The 17,150-nt window shown below is 61.0% G+C and carries 15 protein-coding genes; 8 read left to right on the forward strand and 7 right to left on the reverse strand.

Annotated elements, in window-relative coordinates; all coding sequences use genetic code 11:
- Nucleotides 1–14: 14 nt before the first annotated feature.
- Both M0D67_RS38000 and M0D67_RS38005 read right to left on the reverse strand, forming a co-directional pair.
- Nucleotides 15–419 carry a nuclear transport factor 2 family protein gene (locus M0D67_RS38000; protein ID WP_266242450.1) on the reverse strand — a complete coding sequence of 135 codons (405 nt, stop codon included), beginning with the start codon at nucleotides 417–419 and terminating at the stop codon, nucleotides 15–17.
- Nucleotides 420–935: 516 nt separating this feature from the next.
- Complete coding sequence (locus M0D67_RS38005) at nucleotides 936–2,315, reverse strand: MFS transporter (protein ID WP_266242452.1); 1,380 nt, start codon at nucleotides 2,313–2,315, stop codon at nucleotides 936–938.
- Between the two features lie 156 nt (nucleotides 2,316–2,471).
- Here M0D67_RS38005 and M0D67_RS38010 point away from each other — a divergent pair, with 156 nt between their 5' ends.
- Nucleotides 2,472–3,176: a helix-turn-helix transcriptional regulator gene (locus M0D67_RS38010; RefSeq protein ID WP_266242454.1), complete on the forward strand. Its 705-nt coding sequence runs from the start codon at nucleotides 2,472–2,474 to the stop codon at nucleotides 3,174–3,176.
- Nucleotides 3,177–3,264: 88 nt separating this feature from the next.
- On the forward strand, nucleotides 3,265–4,854 hold the full coding sequence (locus M0D67_RS38015) for a tetratricopeptide repeat protein (protein WP_266242456.1): 1,590 nt from the start codon (nucleotides 3,265–3,267) through the stop codon (nucleotides 4,852–4,854).
- Nucleotides 4,855–4,891: 37 nt separating this feature from the next.
- Here the strand turns inward: M0D67_RS38015 and M0D67_RS38020 are convergent, their stop codons facing one another.
- The 5 genes from M0D67_RS38020 to M0D67_RS38040 form a co-directional block, all read right to left on the reverse strand.
- Nucleotides 4,892–5,725 carry a glycine betaine/L-proline ABC transporter ATP-binding protein gene (locus M0D67_RS38020; protein WP_266242458.1) on the reverse strand — a complete coding sequence of 278 codons (834 nt, stop codon included), beginning with the start codon at nucleotides 5,723–5,725 and terminating at the stop codon, nucleotides 4,892–4,894.
- Between the two features lie 32 nt (nucleotides 5,726–5,757).
- A complete protein-coding gene (locus M0D67_RS38025) occupies nucleotides 5,758–6,726 on the reverse strand; it encodes a proline/glycine betaine ABC transporter permease (protein WP_154563308.1) in 969 nt (322 codons plus the stop codon).
- 105 nt (nucleotides 6,727–6,831) lie between these two features.
- A complete protein-coding gene (locus M0D67_RS38030) occupies nucleotides 6,832–7,827 on the reverse strand; it encodes an ABC transporter substrate-binding protein (RefSeq protein ID WP_308112628.1) in 996 nt (331 codons plus the stop codon).
- A gap of 136 nt (nucleotides 7,828–7,963) precedes the next feature.
- Entirely contained in the window at nucleotides 7,964–9,190 is a 1,227-nt protein-coding gene (locus M0D67_RS38035) for a Xaa-Pro peptidase family protein (RefSeq protein ID WP_266242463.1), read from the reverse strand.
- 40 nt (nucleotides 9,191–9,230) lie between these two features.
- Nucleotides 9,231–10,115, reverse strand: coding sequence for a hypothetical protein (locus M0D67_RS38040; RefSeq protein WP_266242465.1), 885 nt, complete (start codon nucleotides 10,113–10,115; stop codon nucleotides 9,231–9,233).
- A gap of 121 nt (nucleotides 10,116–10,236) precedes the next feature.
- Between M0D67_RS38040 and M0D67_RS38045 the strand changes: the two genes are divergently transcribed.
- The 6 genes from M0D67_RS38045 (at nucleotide 10,237) to M0D67_RS38070 (ending at nucleotide 17,129) form a co-directional block, all read left to right on the forward strand.
- Nucleotides 10,237–11,151 (forward strand): LysR substrate-binding domain-containing protein, encoded by a 915-nt coding sequence (locus M0D67_RS38045; RefSeq protein WP_266242467.1) that lies wholly within the window; start codon nucleotides 10,237–10,239, stop codon nucleotides 11,149–11,151.
- A gap of 571 nt (nucleotides 11,152–11,722) precedes the next feature.
- Nucleotides 11,723–12,868 carry a porin gene (locus M0D67_RS38050; protein WP_266242469.1) on the forward strand — a complete coding sequence of 382 codons (1,146 nt, stop codon included), beginning with the start codon at nucleotides 11,723–11,725 and terminating at the stop codon, nucleotides 12,866–12,868.
- 144 nt (nucleotides 12,869–13,012) lie between these two features.
- Nucleotides 13,013–13,480 carry a MarR family winged helix-turn-helix transcriptional regulator gene (locus M0D67_RS38055; protein ID WP_266242471.1) on the forward strand — a complete coding sequence of 156 codons (468 nt, stop codon included), beginning with the start codon at nucleotides 13,013–13,015 and terminating at the stop codon, nucleotides 13,478–13,480.
- Between the two features lie 16 nt (nucleotides 13,481–13,496).
- A complete protein-coding gene (locus M0D67_RS38060; RefSeq protein ID WP_266242473.1) occupies nucleotides 13,497–14,060 on the forward strand; it encodes an isochorismatase family protein in 564 nt (187 codons plus the stop codon).
- A 52-nt stretch (nucleotides 14,061–14,112) separates the two neighbouring features.
- Nucleotides 14,113–15,459: an MFS transporter gene (locus M0D67_RS38065; RefSeq protein ID WP_266242475.1), complete on the forward strand. Its 1,347-nt coding sequence runs from the start codon at nucleotides 14,113–14,115 to the stop codon at nucleotides 15,457–15,459.
- A 368-nt stretch (nucleotides 15,460–15,827) separates the two neighbouring features.
- Nucleotides 15,828–17,129, forward strand: coding sequence for a glutamine synthetase family protein (locus tag M0D67_RS38070; RefSeq protein WP_266242477.1), 1,302 nt, complete (start codon nucleotides 15,828–15,830; stop codon nucleotides 17,127–17,129).
- The last annotated feature ends 21 nt before the right edge of the window (nucleotides 17,130–17,150 follow it).

Below are 17,150 nucleotides of genomic sequence, written 5' to 3' on the forward strand. Positions count from 1 at the left end.
GCTCCTCGTCGGCGTCAAACGTTCTGCTTCGGACGTTCCTTGCGGAACGCGCGCTTGACTGCGATCAGACCATCGCGGAACTCGAAGAGATCGCACCCTTCTGCTTCGATGCGCCAGCCTTCCGCATGCGTCCCCGTGAATACCCATTCGGACACGCCGCGTTCGCCGATTACGTAGTGACGGCCCTTTCCCCAATGCGCATCCGGGAAAGTCTTGAAGACTGTTTCGAACGCCGCGCGCACCGCGTCGCGACCGACGAAGCGCGCGCCATAGACTTCACTTCCGCCGGCAGCGTCGAACACACAGTCTTCGGTCATGAAGCCCATTAGCGCGTTCGCATCGTGACGATTGAACGCGGCGGAAAATGCGGCGAGCGTGTCCGCGGTGACCTTCGATGCGGACGTTTCTGGTGTGGCCATGCATGTCTCCTGCTTGGTGAATTGGGTGAGACTCGTGAGCTTGCCTAAGCGGCGACCTCTTATGGAAAAGTGTAAGTTTGGTGACCACTCGACGGTAGGGCCAGTGCGCTGGTTTCGCCTGGTGCAGCGTGTGTCGGGGAGACGCGGGTTGACTGGCCTGGAACCGGGTTTTCGGATTCGGGCCGTTGGTGGGCTTGGTGGGTTTAGTGCGCTTGACGTGCTTGACGCGATGATCGCGGCAAGCTGGCGCGAGGCTGACGCTAGTTCAGCACTTGTGTGCTTTCGAGGCAGCGCTTCACCGTACACTAGTACCAGCGATAATGAATCGCCTGGTCCACATGAGGGGTCATGAGCGGGCATTGCACCCGCTCCTGCGAATAGGGCAAGGTCGTTCTTACGTGACCATGGCGACCAGCCCGGAACACAGCAGCAAAGCGCTCACGAGATGTTCGAGCCGGCGGACCGCCAATACCGCCCAACGCGGTCAGCGCGCCTCTCTTTTGCGGTTCACGCGGCTTACCAGGCATCACTGCCCGCATAACGCGTCGCTACGGCCAAAGCGAGACTCCAGACCAGCGCGGCCAGCAACGACAGGCCAAGCGCCAGATAGACCGCCACACGAATCCCCGCGTCGAGTGGCTGGATCGCACTCATCAGCGCACCGAAGATCGCGACGCCAAAAGCGGACCCAGTCTGTCGGCTCGCGTTGAGCACCCCCGCCCCGACACCGGCACGCGCCTTGTCCACCGCTGTCATCAACGCGGCGGTCGCCGCCGGCGAAATCACCCCCGCCCCGAAACCGACTGCAGGAAAGCAAAGCGCAATACGCCAATACGGCGCATCGTCCGCGAGCGCGACGAGCCCGGCGAAACCCAGTGCATACAGCAGGAAGCCAGCACAAACGAGCCGGTGCGCGCCATACGTCCGGTTCAACGCGCCGGACACGAAGCTGCCGATGGTCACCATCACGGTCAACGGCAGGAATGCGAGGCCGGTCCGCAACGGAGACCATCCGCGTGCAGACTGGAAGTACAAGCTCAACAGGAAAAACAAGCCATAGAAAATCAGTCCGGAAATCAGCGAAACGAATGCCGAGGCAGAAAACACTGGACTACGAAAGAAGCCCAACGGCAGCATCGGTTGTTTGCGTTTGGCCTCGACCAGCACGAATGCAACCCAGGCGACAAGCGCAATCGCCGCGCCCGCATGTATCGCGCCCGCCTGCCATCCGAGCTTCGCCCCCTCGATCAGCACGGCTACCGACGCGCCAAGCGCAACGATGGCGAACAGTTGCCCGGCGCCATCCATCGGCCTGTCCGAGCTGGCCGGCCGCACCGAATCGACACGCGTAGTCAGCCACGCGCCGATCAACGCGATCGGCACGTTCACCAGAAAAATGCTGCGCCAGTCGAGCAGGTGAATCAGCAGACCACCGGCGAGGGGCCCCGCCGCCATCGCGATACCGCCGCATCCGGCCCACACGCCGATCGCGCTGGCGCGCTGCCGTGCGACCGGAAAAGCATGGTTGATAAGAGTCAGCGAACACGGCACCAATAGTGCCGCGCCGACCCCCTGCAATACCCGCGCGGCCACCAGAATCTGCAAATCCGGCGCCAATCCGCATAACGCAGATGCGCAAGCGAAGACCAGCAATCCGGCGAGATAGACTGTTTTCGCGCCGATCCGGTCGCCTAGCGCGCCGCCGCTCAGCAGCAGGCTGGCAAACGTCAGCGTGTAAGCGTTGACGACCCATTGCAGGCCGGTGATATCCGAGCGCAGACTGGCCGCAACCGGCTCCAGCGCGACGTTTACGATCGACGTATCCAGTATGACAATGACGTAGCTGAGGCTCGTCGCGATCAATACTCGCTTCTGATATTCACGTTCATCGTTCAAGAGTTTCAGCCCCTATTTCCCGGTTCTCCGTTGACTATACGGCGACCGGCACAGAGAATGCTTCGGGCTGTATCGAAGTGTTAGTGCGAACAAGCGAACGGTTTTTCACCTGCCAACAGGCATCAAACGCGCATCAATGAAGGACGCTGCAAACAAATGGGCCAGCACAATATTTCGAGCGTTGCGCACCTGATCGCTGAACCGGTTCGTTCGGTGATGCTGATCACGCTCGCCGACGGCAGCGCCATGTCGGCCGGCGCACTTGCAGCAGCGGCGGGCGTGACCGCGCAGACCGCCAGCTCGCACCTCTCCAAGCTGCTCGACGGCGGCTTGCTGAGCGTGGAAAGCAAGGGCCGGCATCGCTATTACCGGCTCGCCGGCGCGCACGTTTCGCACGTGCTTGAAAGCCTCGCGTCGGTTGGCCCGGTCACCCCGGCCTGGCGCAATACGCCGAATCGCTCGGCGCAGGCGCTGCGTTTCGCGCGCTGCTGCTATGACCATCTGGCGGGCCAGATCAGCATCGCCGTGACGCAGAGCATGCTCACGCGTGGCTTCATCGTCGAGGCGAGCGAGCGCCACTACGCGCTCACCACATCCGGCCGCGCGTGGTTGCAGCAACTCGGCATCGATATCGGCGAACTGCCGGTCGGCCAAACGGAACAGACCCGCCAATGTCTCGATTGGACCGAGCGGCAGTTTCACATCGCGGGGCCGTTAGGCGCCCGGCTAATGGATGCCTTTCTTGCATGGGGCTGGGTGCGCAAGTCCTCCACCACGCGGTCGGTGACCGTCACGGCACTCGGCTGGGATGGACTCAAGACGCACTTCGGCATCGCGCGCGAGACATACGAACCTGATTAAATGCGTCAGGTCACGTAGGCCGCCCAATTGTTAAATCCTCGCCTCGCAGCTTCGTTTTGTAGAAGCCGGCTCACCGAGGGGAGGCAACGTGCACGCACAGAAACATCATCGCGGAGCTCATCGCCCCTCGCATCTGAAAGCGGTCAAGCCGACCGATCCGCCGCATACGGGACAAAGGCCCGAGCCAGAACAGAAATCCGGGCAGAAACCAGGGCCGACGCCAGGGAAGGCGGGCACCCCGCACGAAGACCGCCTCGCGAAGCTCGCAACCTTCACGACCAACCTGCGGATGGTTTCGCTGAACCTGCTGCTTCTGATCAGCGCATGCCTTGGCGGCGCCGTGCTGTGGAAGCTGGTATCCGCACGCGAGACCGTCATCGAAAATATCTACGTGCCCGACGCGTTCGCCAAAATCGGCTACTCCGGTGACGCGTTCCAGTCATTCGTCGCGGACCATCTGATCGCCCTCGAAGAGCGCGCGGCAGACGTGATACCCGCCTCCGCCAAAGAAGAAATCAGGCTCGATTCCGATATGCCGGATTTCTCGGTGCCCGGCACGTCTATTTCCGCGAAGACGATCCTGCAGTACGTGCGCGAGGCGCTGCCGCTTCCGGTTTCAACCATCTCGGGCAGCGTAACCGGCACCCCGGACCACTACGTTCTGCATCTGGTTCTGGTGGAACGCGGCCAGGTTTATCGTTTCGACACACCCGAAGGCGCAATCGCCGATCTGGATAAAAATCTCTCCGATCTCGCCCTCGATGTGCTGAAGAAGCACAGTCCCTATATCTACGCTTCGTATGAGTCGGCCGAAGCTCAGGCGCGCTGCTACGCCGGCAAGGGAGCCTGCAATTTCTCCGAGGCTGAACGGATATTTTCGAGCATCGTCGACGCCGGAGACGAACAGCCGAATTACAAATGGGCCCTGCTCGGACTCTCGAAGATCGACGAGGCGTACCACGATTACAAAGGCGAAATCAACACGGTCAGCCGCCTATCCGCCGAATACCCGTCATCCTGGAGCTTTTATAACTGGGGCGTTGCGCTTAGCGAGCTCGGTTGCCACAAGCTGGCGATCGGCGCGTTCGAACGATCCATTGCCTTGCATTCGTCACGGGAGGCTGCATTCAATGCAATTGGCCGCGCCTGGCTGGCACTGGCCAGACAGGCGCCGGACCGTCATTCCACTGAAGCGAAGTCCGACCTGCAAAACGCGCGCGACGATTTCCGTATCGCCGTTTATCTGAAACCAGATTACCAGGAAGCGCACGTCAATCTGGCGGAATCGCTCAAGCTACTCGACGATGACAACGGCGCGCGCCGCGAATACGTGAGCGCCATCAAGATGGATCCGACACACGCGGGGCTCGCCTATGCCAGGTATGCCGAACTGGTCGGGGATCTGAAAGAGCGGAGTAAGCTCCTCGGCTTTGCGAGCTGGGCCGACAACTTGCACAAGGAATGCAGCGCGAGTAACTCGACCTCGTTGCTCGAGGCGCAAGGTTGCAGCGTCGCCATGCAAGCCGAAAAAACCCGTGTCGCCAACACAGGAAGTCATGCCGGAATCGAGACCGTTGCGGCGACGGCGCCTCCGGCACCCGACTGCCGCGGCCTCGCGGTCGACGACAGACTCGCGCCCGAAGATGGCTTGCCCGGCTTTCCGGAGATTGCGCCGTGAAACCGGGCTCAACATCCTCGCGCATACAAGCGCTGTGTCAATGGCTGACTGTGCCGCGATCCGAACGGCGCTCGACAAAACGCCTCACGTAGTCATCAGCGGGGCGCGTCAGGATCTCGTTGGGCGTACCTTCCTGCACGAGTTTGCCGTCGCGCAGAATCGCGATGCGGTTGCCGATCCGCAGCGCTTCGTCGAGATCGTGCGTGATGAACACGATGGTCTTCTTTAGCGTAGCCTGCAATTGCAGCAACTGGTCCTGCATTTCCGTGCGAATCAGCGGGTCGAGCGCGGAGAATGCTTCGTCCATCAGCACGACGTCCGTATCTGCGGCAAGCGCGCGGGCCAGTCCAACCCGCTGACGCATGCCGCCGGATAACTCGTCCGGATAATGTTCGTCGTAACCGTTCAGACCCACCTTGCCGAGCCAGACACGGGCTTTCTCGTTGGCTTCGGTCTTGCGTTCGCCGCGCACACGCAATGCATATGCCGTATTGTCGAGCACGGTCTGATGCGGCAACAGTCCGAAATTCTGGAACACCATGCTGACCTTATAGCGGCGCAGGTCACGCAGGCCTTGCGCGCCGAGCTTGATGACATCTGAGCCGTCGATCACGATCTCGCCCGCGGTCGGCTCGATCAGCCGGTTGAAATGGCGCACAAGGGTCGACTTTCCGGAACCGGACAGTCCCATGATCACGAAGATTTCGCCCGCGCCGATATTCAGGCTGACGTCGTTCAGGCCAACGTTGCAACCGGTCTGGGCCAGCACATCGGCTTTGCCCTTGCCGCTTCGCAACAGGTCCAGCACGCGCGTATGACTGGCCGGCGGGCCGAAAAGCTTGTACACGTGGTTGACTTCAATCGCTGCCATGTCGCTCTCCTCGCTTTTTCCTGCTGTTCCTGTCATTTGGCCGTGCGGGTTTCGAGCCCGCCTTCAGCCGCCGATGTTTCATCCGTATTCGTGCTGCTCACGCGATAAGGAATGCGCGAAGCCGCCCGGGCCTTTCTACGCTGCGCCAACACCCGTCGCGCACGGCGGTCCTGCCCATAGCCCTGGCTGATGCGGTCGATCACGATCGCGAGGATTACGATGGCAATGCCTGCCTGCGTCCCCTTGCCCACGTCGAGCGTCTGAATGCCGGCGAGCACATCTTCGCCGAGGCCGCGCGAACCGATCATCGAGGCGATCACCACCATGGAGAGCGCCATCATCGTCGTCTGGTTGATGCCGGCCATGATGCTGGGCCGCGCCAGCGGCATCTGCACGTTCACCAGCAACTGCCAGCGCGTCGTGCCGAAGGCGCGCGCCGCCTCGACCACCTCGCTATCCACATGGCGGATGCCGAGATCGGTCAGGCGAATCAGCGGTGGCAGCGCATAGATGATCGTGGCGAGGATCGCCGGCACCTTGCCAAGGCCGAACAGCATCAGCACCGGAATCAGATAGACGAAGCTGGGCAGCGTTTGCATGACGTCGAGCGTGGGTAACAGCACGCGCCGTAGCCATGCGCTGCGCGAGGTGAGAATGCCGAGCGGCACGCCCAGCGAGACCGACAGCACGGTCGCCACCAGCATCAACGCGAGGGTCTGCATCAGCTTTTCCCACAGACCGAAGCAACCGATCGCATAGAGCAGCAGCATGAAGAAACCGGCAATGCTCAGGCGCCGCGTCGCATTCCACGTCACCGCGCCGACCGCCAGCAGGATCAGCCATGGCGGTAGTGCGCGCAATGCGCCTTCGAGCGGCACCAGCACATAGCGCAGCAGTGCAATGCTGAACTGGTGAAAGCTGTCGCCGTAGCGGGTAACGAACGATTGCACGGCGTCGTTCACCCAGTCGGCAATCGAAAGATGCAGAAAAAACGAATGCATGACCCCTCCTCCACTACAGGTGGACCACAGGACGTACAACACCTGCAGTCCGGCACGAAGCTGCAAGGCCTCGTGCCGTCGAAATCTGCCTGACGTTACAGCCTGTCAGGCGCCCGCAAGTCCGGCCTGCACTTTCGACGCGACGTCGGCAGGCACCCATTGCTTCCACATCTCCGGATGCTCGCGCAGGAATTGTGTGGCCATGGCTGAACCGTCGAGTTTCTTCGTGCTCATTTCGAGGATCGTGCTGTTAAGGAAGTCCATCGAAAACTTGACCTTGCCGAGCATCGACACGAGTTGCGGGTCAGCGTCGTAGAACGGCGTGGATACGCCTACCGTGACATGCGAGACCATGTACGAGGAGGCGCATTGCGAGGTACTGCTTTCGTCGCGCAAGGTCTTCCAGCACGCATCGTTATAGGCAGGCATCTTCAGTTCGACGAACCTGTACTTCGCCATCAACGCGGCCGGGCCCCAGTAATAGAACACAATCGGCGCGCCGCGTTGGTACGCGGAAGCGATAGCGGCATCGAGCGCGGCACCCGTGCCTGGGTGGAAGTTGGTGTAGCTCGCATCGAGATTCAACACCTTCAGCAAGCGTGTGTTGACCCGTTCGCAATCCCAGCCCGTCGGACAGTTGAGAAAGCGGCCCTTGTCCGGTTCCTCGTCGTCGGCGAATACGCTCTTGTACTTGGGCAGATCGGTCACTGAAACAAGACCTGCGGCGACCGGCTTGATACCGCGTTTGGGATCGCCCTTCACCACGTATTCCGGCACGAACCAGCCTTCCTTCGTGCCGCCCGGCAAGGTGTCGCCTACCAGCTTGACGCTGCCCGAGGCCACGGCCTTCGCGGTGATCTCGCTGCGTCCGGTCCACTGTTCGGCCCACACCTGCACGTCGTTGTGCGCGAGCGCGGTTTCGGTGGCGGCCGTGCTGCCGGGCACGACATCGGTCTTGCAACCGTAGCCCTTCTCCAGAATCTGCCGCAGCACCTCAGTCGCGAAGGAGCCGCTTTCCCACGTAATGCCGGCGAAATGCACCGTCTTGCCTTGCGCGCACCAGCTATCCGCAGCGTGCGCGGTGACGCCGGTCAAAGTCATGGCGGCGGCGCACAGCACCGCCCGAAGTTGTCTGAATTGCATCGTCGATCACCCTTGGAGCGTTGAATTGCATTGAGCCGGCACGCGCGAGAGGCCGAACCTCTGCCTCACATGCCGGTGAGGACACGCCATGCGCTCAAGCGAGCAGGCGCTTCTCGAACGGATAGTCGGACAGCAGCTCCACGCGGCCGTCGTCGCGCACATACACCTGCTCTTCCAGCTTGACGCCTTCGCCGCCATCTTCATGGCCGATATAGCTTTCGATGCACAGCGTCATGCCGGGCTCGATCACGCCGTCATAGCCCTTGGCGTCGTTGTCCTCGCGATGGACGATGTACGGATACTCGCCGGTCATGCCGACGCCGTGCGCGAGCGCGAAATAGCGGCGCGCCTGGTAAGGGCCGGGAATCTTCCAGGCCTTCGCGATGAACTCCTGGAAGGTGGTGCCGGCGCGCACGTTCTCCATGTTCGAATGCACCTGTTCGTAGGCCAATTTGTAGAGCGTTTTTTGTGCCGCCGTAGCGGGGCCGTCGCCGCACAGGAACGTGCGCGAAAAGTCCGCGTAATAGCCGAAGCGCCCCACGACGTCCGTATCGAGACCGACAAGTTCGCCTGTCTGGATCTTGCGCGGGCTGCTTTCCTGGAACCACGGATTGGTGCGCGGACCCGAGCTGATCAAACGTGTTTCCACGTAGTCGCCGTCCGTTTCAATGATGTGCTTGTGCAGATGCGACCAGAGTTCGTTTTCGCTGATGCCAGGCACGAGTGCGGCTTCCAGCTTACGCACGCCCTCTTCCGCGGCACGCAACGATGAACGGATCATCTTGATCTCGTTGGGCACTTTGATCGAACGGGCCCGTTCGAGCGGCTCCTGCGCGTCGCTGATCTGATAGCCGCGCGCTTGCAACGCAAAGGCCGCCGCCGACGTCGCGCTTTCGATGGCAATGCGTTTGCCGCCGCCGCTCTGCTTGACCAGCTCGTCGATTTCGTCGGCCCAGCGTTCGGTGACGCGGCCCAGCATGTCGTCGCAGAAGTAATAGGAAATCGCGGTGGCGGGCCGCACTTCGTCGACGGTATCGAGTCCGTCGGCTAGAAAATCACAACCGGCGTATTCGAACAGCACGACCTTGCCTTCAGCCGGTACGAACAGATAGCGCGCGGGATTGCGCATCGAATAGACCTGCATGTTGCGCGAGCCGGTCGCATAGCGCATATGCGTGGGGTCGAACAGGATCGCGGCGGTCAAATCACGCTTTTTCAGTTCACGGCGCACGGCTGCAAGCCGGTCACGCTGGATCTGCGCGATTTCCTCCACGGTCGGTTCGCAATCTTCCGGGCGGTGGGTCGGGCGAATAATCGTCATGGTTTTGAAGGGGACGTGGGATGGTTTTAGAAAAACAGCTTCAATCGACGAGGTTGTCGGCGCGCACGAGCCGTTGCTCGGCTTCCAGATGCATTTCTGACACGCGTCCATATAGTTGGCGCGTGCGTTCGAGCCTGCCGATCACACCGGGCTTCTGCGAGTACGCGAAGATCGCCGTATGCCGGTCGATTCCGCCTTGCACCCTGGTGACGCGGTGCAGCGAAAAGCGTCCTTTGAACAGTTGCAGATCGCCGGGCTGCAACGTGATCACGTTGATCGGCGCACGGGTCTCGCCGCGCACCACGCTGCCCACGTCGCCATAGTTCTCGCCCTGGGGCGAACGGATGTTCGGGCAATACTCGAAATCGCCGCCCGCTTCCGGCTGTTGCGTCATCATCGAAACGATGAATTCGTTGGTGTCGTAATGCCACGGCTGTTCGGTGCCCGGTGGCATGACGTTCTGAACCAGTCCGGCATAAGGGTCCGCGTATTCCCAGACACGCGCTTCACCGAGGCAGGCGGCAACGAAGCGCTTCATCGCGAGAGCCACATAGATGCGATGCACGATCGCATCGGCGGGAATCACATCGCGAGTGACGAAGCCGCTGGTGCGGTCCATGAAGACGCGGCGCGGATCGTCGGCGGGCAGCGACGGATCGTCCGCCGTGAAGTAGGCATTGACCTTACGAGTCGAAAAGTAGGTCTTGGCCGCCAGCGCGACACCTTCGGCCTGCGCCTGGACGAGCGCCTCGGGCCGCAGGAAACCATGCAGCACCGCGCTGCCGTTGCCCGCCAGGTGGGCGCGGCAGCTTGCGATCAGCTCGCGCATGCGAGGGTGGTCCGGATCGTGCAACGGATAGCGCCCGGTATCGACGATGTCGCTCAAATCGTTGCATTCGGCATCGGCAAGAGGAAGGACTGACACGGCGGGACTCCAGATTAGGGGTTCAGACTGATTTGTGACGCGAATTGTTTTCGACAACAATCACCTCACTGACGCCCCCATGTTTTGATCGCCAAATTTCTTTGGAAAGCGAGTAATTCCGATGGCTTCCATCAGCGGACCCGATTGGTCGAAACTGAGTTCTCTGGACCCCGAACTGGTGCGGGCGTTCGTTGCCGTGGTCGATAGTGGCGGATTTACCGCGGCGGCCAGATTGCTGCACCGCACACAGTCGACCATCAGTTTGCGGATCCGCACGCTGGAGGACCGGCTGGAAACGCACATGTTTCTGCGTAACAGCCGGCGGTTGGCTTTGTCGCGCGATGGCGAGAATTTTTTGATTCACGCGCGGCGCATTATTCAAGTGCAGAACGAGGCGATTGCTGCGCTGAACCGGAGCAATAGTGATGGGGTGATCCGGTTTGGGTTGCCGGAGGACTATGCGGAGTTATGGCTGCCTGAGTTGCTCAAGAAGTTTTATGCGCTTAGGCCGGGCGCGCGGCCGCATATTCATTGCCGGATGTCGTTGGAGTTGCTGGAACGGTTGCAGGCTGGGGAGTTGGATCTGGCGCTAGTGGTGCGGCATGGGTCGCAGACCAGTGGGCGGCATCTCGGGCGTGAGGAAGTGGTGTGGGCGGCGCATCGGGATTTCGTTTTGGAACCTGGGGTTCCTGTGCCGCTGGCTTTGTTTCCTGAGACTTGCTGTTATCGGCAACGGGGGCTTGAAGCGCTTGCCGCGCTTGAGCGGCAGTATCAGGTTGTTTATACCAGTCAGAGTCCTACTGGGATTAAGGTTGCTGTTAATCATGGGGCGGCTGTCACTATTATCGATCGGTGTACTTTGCCCGATAACTGGCGGGTGCTAGGAGTTCAGGAAGGGCTGCCGGTTTTGCCTCCGGCTGACCTTGAGTTGCATCGGGCTTCCGTTAATCGGGATCCTGCGGTGGATGTGCTTGCTGGGTTGATTGAGGAGATGGTGGAGGAGAGGCGCAACGTTGTTGTTGGAGTTGCTGCTTAGTTTTTTGCTGTTTTTTTTGCCTTGCGCGGCGCTTGTTTGTCAGTGTTCTTGGGGCTTTGGCCTTTCCTTGAATTGGTAGTGGTCTATTAGTGTTGCCCCTGTGCGGGGCGGCACTTACTTCTCTTTGCCGCCGCAAAGAGAAGTAAGCAAGAGAAAGCGGCTCAAACCACTCCTGCTAAGTGGGCACCGTTGTTTGCATAGGGTAGTGGTGCATCTGGAATCTGGGTTCGTGCACCGGCATGCGCTTGTGACAAGGGACTCATTCTTCCGGCGGCGCTGCGCGCGCCGAAGCGTACTTCTTAACACCGTCTGGTTCGCCCCCCTTCTCGCTTCGTCCTGCATCTCGTTCGGTCGCGCCGTACCTCGCCTTAACTTGGCTTGCCTCGCGTGTTGTTCGCACGATCTTCAATCGAATAATTCGGATCGCAAACGGTTCGCGGTTCGGTTGTCACCTCCCCCGCACTTGCTCCATCGGTGTTTCCGATTGGTGCCATCAGAATTCCTCGCTTTGCAAAAAGTATTGTCCGGAAAATCATGCGTCGGCCACTTGCCAAACCATTCCGGAGATCTTATGAAAAAGAAAGTCCTCGCTGTCGCCCTGGTCGGCGTCGTCGCCTCCCCCGCCTTCGCGCAAAGCAGCGTGACGCTGTACGGAGTCATCGATGAAGGGATCGACTATACGAATAACGTGGGGCACGGTAGCGTCGTGGAACTCGCCAGCGGTTACGCTCAAGGCAGTCGCTGGGGCATGAAAGGCTCGGAAGATCTCGGGGGTGGTCTCAAAGCAATCTTTCAACTCGAAAATGGCTTCGATCTGAATTCCGGGCGGCTCAATCAAGGCGGTCGGATGTTCGGGCGGCAAGCCTATGTGGGGCTGAGCAGCGATCGCTTCGGCTCCGTTACGCTTGGCCGTCAATACGATTCGGTCGTCGACTATCTCGCGCAAACTACCGCCAACGGCAATTGGGCAGGCTATCTGTTCGCGCACCCGTACGACAACGACAATACCGATAACTCGTTTCGTGTCGATAACACCATCAAATACGCCAGCCCGGATTTCTCGGGGTTTCAGTTCGGTGGCACGTATAGCTTCAGCAACGATACGAATTTCGCCAACAATCGCCAGTACAGCTTCGGCGCTCAATACGCAAACGGCGGTCTGCTGGTCGCCGCCGCCTATTTGCAGGCGAATAATCCCGGCGTGGGTTCGAACGGTGCAATTACCGCCAACGATGCAAGCTTCATCGCCGGACGCATGCGCGTGTTCGGTGGCGGGATCAATTACACGTTCGGCTCAGCAACCGTCGGCTTCGCCTATACCAATTCGAACTACAAGGACCCCACCGGTAACGGCTATATCGGCATCCCGCTCGCCGCGAACGGCGTCCTGCTGAATACGCTCAAATACCAGAACTTCGAAGTCAACGGCAAATACCAGATCACACCCGCGTTCTTTGCCGGCGCACAGTATGTGTACACGATGGAGACATACGACGCCTCAACAGGCAGTGTGAAGCCAAAAATCCACTCCGTCGGACTAATGGCGGACTACAACCTGTCCAAACGCACGGACATCTATGTTCAAGGCGAGTATCAGAAGGTCGCCGGCAGTTCTACCAACTCGATTCTCGACGACGCATTCATCCCAGGCACGCAGTCTCCCTCGTCAACGCAGACTCAGGTCGTGGCGCGCGTGGCACTTCGCCATAAGTTCTAAAAGGCGCGTCGTCACGCGTCAGCTCGATCACTCAAGGCAAACACGGAATGCGTGGCTCGCCTTGCATTCCGCTGTCAATCCGCTCAACTTGACTCCCGGCAGATACGAAGGTAACCTACGAAGGTAACCTTCACATCTGCCGGTATGTCCAGCAACGACACTCAGCCCACACGACCCTTCTCCGATCCCGACGCGTTGCATGCAACGGCGGAAGATTTGCGCGTACTTGTCGGCAAGTTGCGCCGCCGGTTGCGCGAAGAAGCCCATGTGGGCGATTTCACGCCGTCGCAGGTGCAGGTTCTCAGTCTGCTGGAACGCGAAGGTCCCGCAACGGTCACCACGCTCGCGCGCATCCTCGGTATGCGGCCGCAATCCATGGGCGAGACCCTTTCAGTTCTGAAAGCGGCCGGGCTCGTGAGTGGCGCACCAGACCCGAACGACGGGCGGCAAACCGTTCTCTCCCTCACGCCCGCCTTCCGCAAGAAAATCAAGGCGAGCCGCGCGGCACGCGAAGACTGGCTATTCCGTACCATCCGGACCCGCTTCTCCGCCGCCGAACAGAAACAACTCGCGATTGGCGTCGACTTGCTCAAACGCCTCATCGACTCGTAACTCTCAGGAAAACACCATGGCCCTCACTACGCTCGACGCAAAGACCGCATTGGTCGTCATCGATTTGCAGCAAGGCATCGTCGCGCTGCCCACCGCCCACCCCACCAGTGAGGTCGTCAAGCGCTCGGTTGGTCTGATCGATGCATTTCGCCGTCACGGTCTGCCGGTCGTGCTCGTCAACGTGGCGGGCGGCGCGCCCGGCCGCGCGGAACAGTCGCGTCCTGCCGGTGACTTTCCCGCCGGCTTTGCGGACCTCGTTCCCGAACTGAATCAGCAGCCGTCGGATCATCTGGTGACCAAGCGCACCTGGGGTGCGTTCACGAACACCGACCTCGAAGCGTATCTGCGCAAACAAGGCGTCACGCAAGTGGTACTGGTCGGCGTGGCCACCAGCATCGGCGTCGAGTCCACCGCGCGCTTCGCACAGGAACTCGGCTTCAACGTCACGTTCGCGGTGGACGCGATGACGGACATGAACCTGGACGCTCACACCAACAGCATCACGCGAATCTTCCCGCGCCTCGGCGAAACCGGCTCGACGCAGGACGTCCTCGATCTGCTCGAGACATCGCGCGCATGATCATGTGTCTGAACCGCTGCACAGTGCGAATCGTCCACGCGGGGATGTCCCGGTGAGTGGCACATTCCGTTCACTGCGCACGTTCAACTACCGGGTCTGGGCCAGCGGCGCGATCGTCTCCAACGTCGGGACATGGATGCAACGCACCGCGCAAGACTGGCTCGTGCTCACTGAACTCACGCATCACAATGCAACCTCCGTGGGCATTGTGATGTCGCTGCAGTTCGGGCCGCAAATGCTCCTGCTGCCCCTAACCGGCTATGCGGCCGATCATTTCGATCGCCGCAAGCTGCTGGTCTTCACTCAGGCGGCAATGGGCACCTTGGCGTTATGCCTCGGGATTCTCACCGTGACCGGCCTCGTGCAGTTATGGCAGGTCTATGTGTTCGCGGGCTTGCTCGGCTGCGTCACCGCGTTCGATTCACCGGCGCGTCAGACCTTCGTCTCCGATCTGGTGGGAGAAGCCGATCTGTCGAACGCGGTCGCGCTGAACTCCACCTCGTTCAACGCGGCGCGCATGATCGGGCCTGCCGTCGCAGGGCTGTTGATCGCATCAGTGGGCACGGGCTGGGTGTTTCTGATCAACGGGCTCTCCTTCGTCGCCGTGCTCGGTTCGCTGCGCATGCTGCGCATCAGCGAACTGAATCTGAAACCACGTGCGACACGCACGCGCGGCAGCTTCGTGGAAGGCTTCAAGTATGTGTGGACCCGTCCCGATCTGAAAGCCGCGCTGTTGATGATGTTTCTGATCGGTACGTTCGGGCTGAACTTCCCGATCTTCATCTCGACCATGTCGGTCACCGCCTTTCATGCGGGTGCGAGTCAATACGGTGTGCTGAGCTCGACCATGGCAATCGGTTCGGTAACCGGAGCGCTGCTTGCCGCACGCAGAGCGAAACCTCGCATGGCTCTTCTGCTTGGCGCCGCGGCGGTTTTTGGCGTGGGCTGCACGGTCGCCGCGCTAATGCCGAACTACGTATTATTCGGCCTGGCGCTCGTCGTGGTTGGCGTGGCGACGCAGACGTTCAACACGTCGACGAACAGCCTCGTGCAAATTTCCACCGAGCCGGCGATGCGTGGCAGGGTGATCGCGATCCTGCTGGCCATCGCGCTAGGCGGCACGCCGCTCGGCGCGCCGGTGGTGGGTTGGGTCGCGGATCGCTTCGGCCCGCGTTGGGCGCTCGGCGTCGGCGCTGCATCGGGCTTCGCCGCGGCGATCGTCGGCTTGATGTATCTGCTCAAGTATCGTCAGTTGCGCGTGTATGTCGAGGCGGGGCGTTTGCGCTACAGCATTGACGACCCGCGCCAGGCGCCGCCTTATGTCAGTCCTGTTACGGCAGTGCAGAATGCCGTGTTGAGCGAAGAGGAAGAGGAAGAGGATTCGTCCGCTGGGGTTTAAGGGCCGCTGCGCAAAGCGCAACGAAGCGCCCCGTTATTTCGTCGAGCAACGCGGCCGGCCCGCAGCTATACTCGTGTGCATCATGAAGCCCGCCGCATGGTCATCCAGCCGCAGTTGCCAAGCCGATCCGGCGTGCGCGCACGCGCGCCTCGCCACGGCGCGCCTCAATCCCCTGCTGAACGTAATTCTCGCTTTCTGGGCGATCTGGCATTGCCGTCACGCGCGCCCCCCCCCCCGCTGTTCTCTCTGCATCCGCTCGCCTGAACTGAATCCGACGCCGCCATCCACGCGGCTCTTCCGATTTTTTCGTCGCTCCGCGCGCCTGATGCGGATGACGATGCACGCACCAACGCGCAGAGAGAACCGACATGCAATTCGCCCACGAACAGGAAGCGCTAAGTTTCCTCGAACAGAATCCCGATATCGATCTGATCGAACTCTTTATCGTCGACGCCGCCGGCGTGCCGCGCGGCAAGCTGCTTCATCGTGAAGAACTACTCGCCGTGTATCGCGGCGGACGGCCGCTGCCGAGCGCGATCATGAATCTGACCATCAACGGCGACGACACCGAAGACAGCGGCCTCGTCTGGGACGTGGGCGATATCGACTGCCGCGCCTATCCGCTGCCGGGCAGCCTCGTGCGCCTGCCGTGGCGCAAGATGCCGACCGCCGCCGTGCAGGTTCAGATGCACCCCGAAGAAGGCCTGCCCGCCGGCGTCGCCGATCCACGGCAACTGCTTGCGCGCATCGTCGACGATCTGCAAGCGGAGGGTTTCTTTCCGGTGATGGCGTGCGAACTCGAGTTCTATCTGCTGGACGCAAAACTCGACGCACAGGGTCGTCCGCAACCCGCGCTCGATACCGACGGCCGCCGTCCGCGAACAACCCAGGTGTATGGCCTGCGCGAACTCGAACAGATCGAACCGTTCCTGAAGGATCTCTACGATGCCTGCCGCGAACAGAACATTCCGGTACGCACTGCGATTTCCGAATACGCACCGGGCCAGGTGGAGATCACACTCGAACACGGCCCCGCGCTCGAAGCGATGGATCATGCCGTGCGCTACAAGCGCATCGTCAAAGGGGTCGCGAACGCGCACGGCATGAGCGCATGTTTCATGGCGAAGCCGTTCGCCGACATCGCAGGTTCCGGCATGCACATGCACGTGAGCCTCGCCAATGAAGCCGGCGACAACCTGTTCGCCTCAGAAGACAAAGCCGGCACGCCACTGCTGCGCCAGGCCGTGGGCGGCATGTTGCACGGTCTGCTCGATTCGATGCTGATGTTCTGCCCGAACGCGAACTCGTATCGCCGCTTCCAGGCAAACAGCTACGCGCCGTGCACGCCGACATGGGGCGTCGACAACCGCACAGTCAGCCTGCGCGTGCCGGGCGGTCCGGCGCCGAGCCGGCACGTCGAACATCGCGTGTGCGGCGCCGATGCGAATCCGTATCTCGCTGCCGCAGCCATTCTCGCGGCCTCGCACCACGGCATTCGCGAACACCTCGACCCGGGCGCACCGATCGAAGGCAACGGTTATACGCAAGCCACCACACTGCTGCCGACCGACTGGTTGAGCGCCTTGAACGCGCTAGAACAGTCAGACTGGGCGAAGGACGTATTCGGCGCAAAATTCCTTAGAGACGGTTTCAAAAAGGCTCCTGCATAGATCGCTGGAGGGTATTCCAAC

The sequence above is a fragment of the Paraburkholderia sp. SECH4 genome, assembly GCF_030511745.1.
Lineage (GTDB): Bacteria > Pseudomonadota > Gammaproteobacteria > Burkholderiales > Burkholderiaceae > Paraburkholderia > Paraburkholderia madseniana.